This window comes from Stenotrophomonas sp. AS012628 (assembly GCF_010608305.1).
Taxonomy (GTDB): Bacteria; Pseudomonadota; Gammaproteobacteria; order Xanthomonadales; family Xanthomonadaceae; genus Stenotrophomonas; species Stenotrophomonas geniculata.
This window is the reverse complement of sequence record NZ_VMBJ01000080.1, coordinates 1-9,352: the sequence shown is the minus strand read 5'-3', so window position 1 is coordinate 9,352 and position 9,352 is coordinate 1. Positions and strand designations below refer to the sequence as shown.

3 protein-coding genes are annotated in these 9,352 nt (G+C 63.8%); all 3 read right to left on the bottom strand.

Annotated features, from left to right (window positions below; translation table 11 throughout):
* Positions 1 to 4,587 (bottom strand): RHS repeat-associated core domain-containing protein (locus G5A07_RS20765; RefSeq protein WP_262405904.1); only part of this gene is annotated, 4,587 nt, incomplete at its 3' end.
* Positions 4,588 to 4,919: 332 nt separating this feature from the next.
* On the bottom strand, positions 4,920 to 6,275 hold the full coding sequence (locus G5A07_RS20760) for a Gfo/Idh/MocA family oxidoreductase (RefSeq protein ID WP_191863937.1): 1,356 nt from the start codon (positions 6,273 to 6,275) through the stop codon (positions 4,920 to 4,922).
* A gap of 65 nt (positions 6,276 to 6,340) precedes the next feature.
* Entirely contained in the window at positions 6,341 to 9,316 is a 2,976-nt protein-coding gene (locus G5A07_RS20755; protein WP_191863936.1) for a TonB-dependent receptor, read from the bottom strand.
* Between the last annotated feature and the right edge of the window lie 36 nt (positions 9,317 to 9,352).

Here is a 9,352-nt window from a genome sequence, read left to right as displayed (position 1 = left end):
TCCCTGCCCCCCAATTCCAAATGAAGATACATCGCCAATCCTCAGGGTTGACAGAGAGCCCCCCCCACCGGCCGCTGCTCCCAACGAAAGAATGGAAGAGGCTCCGAGCAATTCGCTTGGATCGACATACATCAGGTTGCCTCCTGTGAGAGTGACATTAGAGACAGTGACGGAGATGGGAGATCCAGTGCCGACGCCAACCCCAGCAAAGCCGAGTTCGACGGACGCCTGACGGCCATTGAGACATTCGGACGTAAGGGTCAGTCTTGCACCACCCACACCACCTACAATCCCTACACCTGTGCCCGCAAACGTCATGGTTCCAGTCCATGTCGCCAATCCGAGCGGGTCCGCTTTAGCCTGTGGAGTGAGATCCGCGTAACTGAAGGTTGAGATTCCCCCCTCCAACCCAATCGGATCACTCTGCGAATACCGCCCCACAGCCGGGTCGTATTCCCGCTGGTAGTTGTAGAACAACCCACTCGCATCCGTCGCCTGCTGGCCCGGGAAACGCAGCGCCAGTTCGAACGCCACACCATCCCCATCCGAGTCGGCGCTCGGCATCTGATTACCGAACACTTCGCTCTTGTTGCTCCACTCCCAGATCGCCACATCCCGTACCGGATCGATCACCACGCGCGGTGTGCCCAGATGATCCGGCTGGACGTAGGCCAGTTCCGGCACGCCGGTACTCGGCACATTGATCAGCGCCACCGGATAGTTGTCCAGCCAGATGGCCTGCTGCTGCGCCTGGCCCGTGGCCGAGTAGTTGCCCAGCCATTGCCCTGCCTCGTCATACAGGGTGATCTGAGCAGCGCCACCGGACGGGCTGCGCAGCACGCGCTCGCCGCGATGGTTGTAACCGTAGCTCTCCAGTGCGGCATTACCCTGCTTCACCGCGTTCATGCGGTTTGCATCGTTGTAGGTGAAGGTCTTGCTGCCGATGCTGGTGGTGTTGCCCACGGCGTCATGGTTGCGCGCTTCGCCATCCGCTGCGGTCAGCCGGTGGCTGGTTGCGGGATAGGCGTAGCTGGCAGTGCCCGCCGAAGTGGTCAGCGCAGTGCGATTACCGGTGGCGTCGTAGGCGTAGGTTTCAATCGGCGTGCCGGTCGCGCCGTCCTGAGTCTGGGTCAGGCGACCCAGCGCGTCGTAGGCGTACTTGGCCAGCACCGTCGAGCCTGCGCCGTTCCTCAGCTCGGTGACCGAACCGACCGGGTCATAGCCATAGCCCAGTGAGAGGCCACCTGCGGCCGGGTCATGCACCGCCTGCGGGCGGTAATCCAGATCCAACGGGCGCTGCAACTGGCGGCCATTGCCGTAGGTCCAGCCGGTCGCCGGGCCGAAGGCCGCGTAGGTCACGTTGTTCACCACGATCTGGCGGGCTTGGCCGGGCCGGGTCAGTCCGATCTGGCTGATGCGCCCCTGGGTGTCGCGTACGTAGTCGGCCACGCTGCCGTCGGGGTAGGTCAGCGCGGCCAGGCGACCCGACTTGCTGTAGGCATAGCGCAGCGTGCTGGCGACACCGTTGACGGTCTGCACCTTGCGGGTGACCTGGCCGAAGCGGTCGTGGCAGTACTGGGTGCTGCCGTTGGCGTGCAGCACCTGCCCCAGTCGTCCCTTGGCAAAGCGCTCGTCGGCAGCACAGGCAGCTGGCGCCACGTCATAGCTGTAGCCCACGTCCAGATTGGGATCCGGGTAGGCGATGCCGATCAGGCGGTTGAGTGCATCGTAGTTATAGGTGGCGGTGACGCCGCGTGCATCGGTAGCGGTCTTGCGGTTGCCTGCCGAATCCACGGTGAAGCTGCTGGCGCCGCTGTCCGGGCTGACTTGCCCGGTCAGATCACCGAAACCGTTATAGGCATAAGTAGTGTGCAGACCCTTCGGGTCGGTGACCTGGGTGACCTGATCCAGCGCGTTGTACTGGCTGCGGATCTCCGCGGCCACGCCGCCGACGTCCTGCAGGGTCTGCGCCAAGCGGTTCAGCGGGTCGTACTGCTGGCTGGTCACGCGCTGCAGTGCGTCGCTGATCGTCTGCGGGTTGCCGTTGGCATCGTAGGCAAAGCCGGTGGCGTGGTTGCCTGCGTCCTTCAATGCGGTCACCTGACCAAGCGTGTTGAAGGTGCGTGCCAAGGTGCGGCGCAGGGTGCCGCCGGTATCCAGCGTGTCTTCCTTGAGGCGGTTGCCGGCGTTGTCCAGCACATAGTGAATGGTGCTGCCCGCACTGTCCGCGATGTCCGTCAGCCGCTGGGCGGCGTCATAGACATAGGTGACACTGCTGCCGTCCGGCTCGGTGACCTGTTGCACCTGGCCGGTCGGCCAGTAGCTGATCTGGGTTACCCGGTCCTCGGCTGTGGTGGCACCGCGCACGGTGACCGAGGTCGGCCAGCCGCGGGCATGGTAGGTGTAATCGGTGACCACGCCGTTGGCGTCCTTTATCGACAGCGGCCTTCCGAGTGCGTCGTAGGCCAGGGTCTCGACCGTCTGGCCCAGCGCATTGGTCACGCTGCGCAGGTCGCCCTTGCGATAGCTGCAGGCACCATTGGCCGCGCATCCCGGGTCGTCCGCTGTGTAGTAGGCATAGGTGGAGACATCCGCCACATCGCTTCGCGGGCCATCCACACTGCGCAGCAGTCCCACCAGCGGGCACTCCGGCCCTTCGGCCTCGCAGTAGGTCTGCGTGGTGACGCGGGTGTCACCGGTCAGCGTGTCGCGCACGGTGATGGTGGTCGGCTGAAGGCGCGCGTTGCGCGCGATGCGGATCTCACGGTTGCCAACGGTCTGCTGCACCAGCCGATTGCTGTCCATGGCCACGCGCGTTTCGCTGATGCGCTGATCCGGAGTACCGGTCGCTTCGGTGGTGGTGGTCACGCTGACGGCGCCTGCGGTAGCATCGCTGGCCTCGGCATAGGCGTAGCTGGTGACGACACCACGGCGATCAGTCACCGACTGCAGCCGGCGCCGGAAATCGGTGCCCTCGGGCAGATAGGTGCGGCTTATGCTGCCGTTGCTCTCGGTGATGCCATTGACCTTGCGCGGAAGTCCACTGGAGCCGATGGCGGTCAAGGCGTAGGTGCTCTGCTTGCCCAGTGCGTCGGTGACGATGGTGGTTCCTGCCGGGGTGTACTCCAGGCGCACGCCATCAATGCCTACGTCGGCCTGACTGCAGTCGCCGGAGTGACGGCTGCAGGTGACCCGTCCCTTGGCGTCGTAGCCGTACCAACTGTAGCGCTGGCTGCCTTCAGCGGTAATGCCGGTCAGGTAGCCGGGGAAACGGGCGTCTTCATAGTGGTATGTACGGCTGGCGCCGTCTGCATAGGTCGCAGTGGCCAGCTCGCCAGCAGGAGAGTACGTGTAGCTCACCACAGGCTGGCCGGCGACCACCAGGGCCGAGATCAGCGAATCGTCGCCCGGCGCGAGGTACTGGACATCAACGCGTCGACCGGTTGAATGGGTGATGCTGAGCAGGCGGCCGCGGCCGTCGTGTGCATAGGTCAGCGACGTTCCGTCTTCGAAATCGCGGCGCTGCATCAAGCCAGCGGCATCAAAATGAATGCGCTCTCCGGCACGTGAAAGTTGCCAGTTGGTGCCCTGCTGGACAGCGCGATCACCGCTTCCGTCCATGGCTTCGTAGCTTGCCCCCACTTTCTGGAACGCGGTCTGCCCGCCATCGGCGCCGATCAACCCAACTTTCAGTTCGGGGCTGGGAGGGAAGGTGGAATCGTCTACGCCTGCGGTAAGCCGCAGATTGTGGGAATGGGTCCAGCCCGTACCCAACGCGCCGCCCGCCGTGCTTGTCAGGGAATGATAGTGGCGTTGGAAGCTCACCCATCCAAAGTTGAAATCCGGCTCAGGCTGGGATTTATCGCCAGTGGTCGGATCACATGGGTTGCCAACAGGACATTGCTGCGGCGGCAGCGGCGTGCTTGTATAGGACAGCATGGGCGCCATGTGCGGCTCGTCCTGCTGGACCAGTGAGCACATCTGCAAGGCGTCATTCCACGTCAGGGACGGTCGATTCGGGCAAAGCGCCGTTCTGGCCCGGCGCACATGCTCCCACCCCACTATCGACGAGCATTGTTGAGTGCTCTGATGATAGAAGTTCAAGGTGTAATGGAAATCCTTCTCCTCGTTGGTGACACTACCGTCATCGCCCCTTCCAAGCCCAAGGAGCTCGACCCACGGATCCTCCGTGAGGGAAGTCGCCGGGCACTGCGGGTCGCTGACGCGGGTGGCGAGGATCACGCTCCGAATCTGATCTTCGGAAGAGTACTCCTGCCCTGAGTGGGTGTAGACCCAGTCGGTAGTAACGATCTTCTCGGGTTTCACCCGGTAATCGTAGATGACCTTCTTTCCAAGGACGCGTTGGCGTTTGACATGCCAATCGAAGGGTTTGTCCTCCTCGTACTGGGAAAAGAGCGACTTGATGTCCTTCTGCACCGCCGCTTCCGTGGCTCGCGGCTGGCCCATCGACAGGTAGCTTTCCCACTTCTTCTGCACCTCCTGCGCCTGCGCAGCCCCGGGAGCCAAGCTCGCCAGCGCAATCATCGCCAGTGCGGCACACGAAATGGACTTCAATCGCTTCAACATCCCTGTTCTCCTTCCTGGACGAACACTGCACCGGCGGGAACGAGAACGTGGGGCAGCTGCCTCACCACGTCATGCTTCGGATCGTCCCTGGTCCGGAATGCGGGCTGACCGCACGGGGAACGTTATCTCCGATGTGGTTTACACATTCAAGTCAGAAACTGTGGAATGCGTCGGATTTCAGAGTTTTCTGATAAAGCGGGCGGCCGACCGAACAGGCGGCCGGGCGTGGGCTGGGCACTGCAGGGGCCAATCCGCCACAAACAGCAACGCCGGGCAGTGCCCGGCGTCGGGTTCAAACCAGTCGAGCATGGCTCAACTCTACACAGAGCGGATCAGTACTTCCCATCAAACGCAAAGATCGGCTTGCGCTGCTTCCACGCGCCAGCGGTGAAGTCCGGGAACTCCAGCGTCTGGAAACTATTGGCGATCGACTGCTCGCTCAGCGGCGTGATCGCGCTCCAGGTCACCGCGTCGTAGATGTCGATCGGCATCGGTGCCTTGGCCTTCAGCGCTTCCACAAACGCGTGGATGACGAACCAGTCCATGCCACCGTGGCCAGCGCTGGCGGCGGTGTCGGCATTCTGCTTCCACAGCGGATGCTCGTATTCGTCCTGGTACTTCTTGAACTCTTCCCACTGGTGCGGCGGGCTGCGGCCTTCGATGTGGACCGAATGGTTCACGTCCATCCACAGGCCCTTGGTGCCCTGCACACGGAAACCCATCGAGTACGGGCGCGGCAGCGAAGTGTCGTGCTGCAGCAGGATGGTCTCGCCGTTCTCGCAGGCCAGCGTGGTGGTGACGATGTCGCCCAGCTTGAACTTGACCTTGGTGCTGGGGTGGGTGGTGCCACCACTCTTGGCCACGGTGTATTCGTGCAGGCCGCGTGCCTTGGTCGCGAACGCGTTGATGTGAGTGAAGCGGTTGCCACGGTTGATGCCGGTGTACATCGCGCACGGGCCGATGCCGTGGCTGGGGTACAGCTCGCCGTTGCGCTCCACCGAATGCTCGGTGCGCCAGCGGGCTTCGCTCCAGCCCTTGGGCCCGAACTCCACGCCGCTGTCGTAGGGCTGGTTCGGGTCGCCGGAATTGAACTTCACGCCGCGCAGATCGTGCTGGTAGCCGGCCTGCAGGTGCACCAGCTCCCCGAACAGGCCCTGGCGCACCATCTGCAGCGCGGCCATCACGTCGCGGCGGTAGCAGACATTCTCCAGCAGCATGTACGGGGTACCGGTGCTCAACTGGGTCTTCAGCACGTCCCAGTGGTCCTGCAGGGTGATGCCGGCCACCACTTCGCAGCCCACGGCCACGCCGGCCTGCATCGCGGCAATCGCCATCGGCGCGTGGTATTCCCACGGCGTGGCGATGATCACGCCATCGATGCCCTTCTGTTCCAGCAGGCGCTTCCAGGCGTTGCTGTCACGGTCCTGGCCGTAGGTCTTCGGGGCCGGCTTGCCAGCCTTGGTCACCATCTCCACGGCGCGACCGAGCATGATCGGCTCGATATCGCACACGGCGACCACCTCGACATCGTCGCGGCGCGCCAGTTCCTTCAGCAGCACCAGCCCGCGCATGCCGGTACCGATCATGGCCAGGCGCACCTTGCGCCCGCGTGCCCATGCCGGGGTCTGCGGCAGCAGGCTGCTGGCGGCGACAGCGGCACTGGCCGCGATGAATTCCCTACGCTTCATGGCAAACATCTCTCCTCTTGGCAGCGAGCCGGCCGTAGCCGGCTCGCCTGGTCACGCAAACGGAATTACTTGAAACGGTAGCCGATGGTCACACTGTAGCCACGGCCGAAGATGGTCGCGTAGTCACTGGAGTCACCCAGGAAGCTGTTCGGATCGTAGAACGGCAGGCGGTTGAACAGGTTCTTGACGGTGAAGCTCAGGTTCCACGCATCATCCGGGCGCCAGGTGACACTCATGTTGGCGGTCCACCACGACGGCGCACCGTCGCACTTGCTCTTCTGCAGGGCCAGGTAGCCGCCGGTGCAGGTTTCCTTGTTGTTGCTCACCTCATCAACCTGGTCGGTGGCCCACTTGGTGCCGCCCACGTAGTTGACGAACATGCTGGTGGTGACCTGCTTGTAGGTCCAGTCGGCATTGAGCGTGGCACGCAGGCGCGGGTTGTTGTAGTAGCCCACCACGTCGCCGTAGTACCAGCCGTTGGCTTCATCCATGTAGAAGCGGTTGCGGTTGGCGATGGTGGCGGCCAGGCCGATGTTCAGGTTGCCCCAGTCACCCAGCGAGAAGCGGCTGCGTGCATCGATGTCGAAGCCGTCGATCAGCGTCTTGCCACGGTTCTTGTACTGGCCCACCACGCTGGCCACGTTGCCGGCGGAGTAGCCCGGCAGCACCGACGGGCAGCTCACGCCACTGGCCGGGTCGGCACACATCGCCGCCAGCTGCGCCAGGTTGGCGCGGTCACTGTCGGTGATCGGCGAGCGCGACGAGGAGATGATGTCTTCCATGCGGCGGTAGTCCGGCGCGACGATTTCATTGTCACGGTAGATGAACCAGTAGTCGGCCGACACCGACAGCCAGCTCGCTGGCTCGTAGACGAAGCCGAGGGTGGCGATCTTCGCCTTCTCGGGCTTCAGGTCCTTGTTCGGCTGGGTCATGCGCGCCACGGTGCGGCTGCAGTCGACGTTCAGCAGGTTCTTGCCCAGGTCGACATCGCCCGGACGCTGCGAGCGCAGCAGCAGGTTGGCGATGGCGTTGGTCTCGTTGCAGCGCAGCTCGTCGCGGTAGCCACCCAGCTGCGCGAACACGCCGCCGTTGCCGGATTCGGCCAGGCTCGGTGCACGGAAACCGGTCGAGTAGGTACCGCGCAGCATCAGCTGGTCGAACGCCTGGTACTTGAAGCCGATCTTCGGCGCGACGTTGGCGCTGAAGTTCGGGTACTTGTCCACGCGCACCGCCGCATCCAGTTCCAGCTTGTCGGTGATCGGTGCCACGGTCTCGGCAAACAGCGCGTAGGTGTTGCGCTTGCCGTCGAACCAGGAACCACCCTGCTGGGAGATCAGGCCGTTGGCTGCATCCGCGTTGCCCGGGGTGTAGAAGGTTTCGCGGCTGGCGTTGAAGCCGAACGCGGCGCGCATTTCACCGGCCGGCAGCTGGAACAGCGGGCCTTCGATCTTGCCGTCCAAGGTGTGCAGACGGGTCCACGACTGGATGTCGAAGGTCGGGAACGCTTCACGGATCAATGCAGCGTTGGCTTCGCTGATCTCACCGAACTTGTATGCCGGGTGGTCGGAGATGATCACGCGGCCGGTGGTCGGATCGACCGAGTACGGGCCGAACGCCTTCTCGAAGCCCTTGATGTTGACGTTGATCGTCTGGTACGTGGTGGAGTGGGTGCCGGCACTGGCGAAGGCGGTCTCCCAGTTCCAGTCACCCCGGTTGCCACGCGCACCGGCCAGCACGCGGTAGCTCTTGTCGGTATTGCGCTGGCCAAAGTAGTTCGGGCCGGCATCCTGCAGCAGGTAGTTCAGGCCGACCACGCCGCCCATCATTGCCTTCATCTGCGGGCTGGCGTGGTTGTACTCGTTGTTCGGGCCCAGGAACGGGTACAGGAACTGGTTGACGGTGTTGCCGGTGTTGCGCGAGAACCAGCTGGTCGGGTTGCCGGTGGTGGTGCCGTAGGTGCGCGGCGTGCCACCGTTGGCGCGCAGGTCGATGTCGGTGTAGGTCGCCTCAGCGAAGATCTCGGTGTTGTCACCCACCAGGAAAGTGCCGTTGAGGTAGGCGGTATTGCGCTCGGACTTGGCGCCGGCATCGATCTCGTTGTTCATCCAGGTTTCCCAGACGCAACGCGGACCGGCCGCTTCACTGGTCAGCACGTTCTTGCAGCCCGGCGCGGCTTCCTGCACGCGACGGCCGGTGACCGGATCGAAGGCGAAGTAAGTGCCCGGATTGAATTCACCCGGCTTGCTGCCCACGCCCAGGCGCAGGTTGTTGAGGTAGTTCGGATTGTTGACGTAGTACTGGTCGGGCCGCTTGTCGTAGAAATCGCTCAGCGGAATCGCGTCGCGGCGGTACATGTTGACCGCACCGTAGATGTTGAAGCGGTTCTCGGCCAGGTCACCGAAGCCGGCGGTGATGCTGGCCTGGCGCTCGCCGTAGGAGTCGATGCGCGAGGAGGTGTCGTTGGTGAAGCTGACCTCGGCGCCCTGGAAGTTGCGCTTGGTGATCACGTTGATCACGCCGGCCACCGCGTCGGTGCCGTACACCGCCGAAGCGCCGTCGGTCAGCACTTCCATGCGTTCGATGGCCGCAGCCGGGATCGCGTCGATGTTGACGAACTGGGTCTGGAAGCCGGCCGGTGCACCGTAGTACGACAGGCGACGACCATTCAGCAGCACCAGCGTTCCCTGGGCACCGAGGCCGCGCAGATTGGCCTGCGAGGCACCGTCGGAACCGGTGAACAACGAACGCGCATCCTGCTGCGCCGGACGTGCGGCAGGCAGGTTGTCGAGCACCTGCAACAGCGTGCGCGCACCCATGTTCTGGATGTCCTGCTTGCTGATCACCTGCACCGGCGAGGCGGTTTCAACGTCGGTGCGGCGGATGTTGGAGCCAGTGACCTCGATGCGGGCCAGGTCGGTGGCCTTGTCCTTGCTCTCCTGGGCGAAGGCAGGAACGGCGACCGACAGCAGCACGCCGGCGATGGCCAGCGACAGCGGAGCGATCGAACGACAGGGGGGGCGGTGGTGGCGGGCGGGCAACATCGGGGTTCTCTCCTGGCAGGGGTGCGGCGCGAATGG